The following is a 1,068-nucleotide window of genomic DNA, read 5'->3' as shown; positions in this document are numbered from 1 at the left end:
CATTAGCTCAGTTGGTAGAGCACCTGACTTTTAATCAGGGTGTCGAAGGTTCGAGTCCTTCATGGCTCACCAGTTATATATTTGAACGTGCGCGTGTGGCGGAATTGGCAGACGCACCAGACTTAGGATCTGGCGCCTTCGGCGTGGGGGTTCGAGTCCCTTCACGCGCACCAAATATTACAGTCAGACACTTATCTAATTAGATAAGTGTTTTTTTGATTATATATATGTGTTATTTACGTGAATACAAAGGAATAGATGATGATGCTAGGCTGCTTTCCTTTGATCAGAATCGTATGAGTATGAATAACAGACATCTGCATGAAGGATTTACGGGGCCTTCCCGGTCCTTGAGAGACTTCTTAAGCTGTTTATACTATCCTGTGCAGTAAAATACGCTAAGACTGCTTTGATTTCGTTTGGTACTTGGCAGGACTGATAACAGGAAGGTGGTCTTTCTTAATATGCATGAGTATTCGATGAGTTATGTTTCCCTACGCCATGCTATTGTAGAGGCGCTTATCAAGTAATCTGGTCTACAGCACGTTCTCATTATTCGTTCTAAATTAAGTCTAGGCTGGACCAGGGGATAATCGTGCTCTTATTCCCCTTAGATGTTCTTACGGTGGCTCACAGCTCACTCAGAGTCGATGACAAGTAGTATTTATTATGACCGTACAATATCTTATAGAGGCATTTATTCGTTAGCAGAAGCATATATAGAGGTCGTGAAAGATAAGGCTCTCTAGGGAGACCAAGATTTGCTTAAAATGTTGTATCTGTCAGTCAGGCTTCATATTTAATGTGTGATTTGTATTTGATATCCTTAACATCAAATACTACACTTATGCGACTGCAAAGTTGAAAATGGGATTAAATGTGTGCTTTTGATTAGTGCATCTTATTTTTTTTAAATCAGCTATTGCAAGTATGTTTGATTTATGATATATTATTTCTTGTCGCCTCTCCGGTAAGGAAAGTCGAGATCACAATGCGGACATAGCTCAGTGGTAGAGTATCGCCTTGCCAAGGCGAGGGTCGCGGGTTCGAATCCCGTTGTCCGCTCCA

2 tRNA genes are annotated in these 1,068 nt (G+C 41.4%); both read left to right on the top strand.

What is annotated here, in order from left to right:
* The first annotated feature begins 89 nt into the window (after nucleotides 1-89).
* Nucleotides 90-173 (top strand) — tRNA-Leu (locus QP775_RS25525).
* A gap of 820 nt (nucleotides 174-993) precedes the next feature.
* Nucleotides 994-1,068: transfer RNA gene (locus tag QP775_RS25520), tRNA-Gly, on the top strand.

The organism is Paenibacillus sp. UMB4589-SE434, from assembly GCF_030226685.1.
Lineage (GTDB): Bacteria > Bacillota > Bacilli > Paenibacillales > Paenibacillaceae > Paenibacillus_B.
The sequence above is the reverse complement of the archived record's forward strand: the minus strand, read 5'-3'. Positions and strand labels throughout refer to the sequence as shown.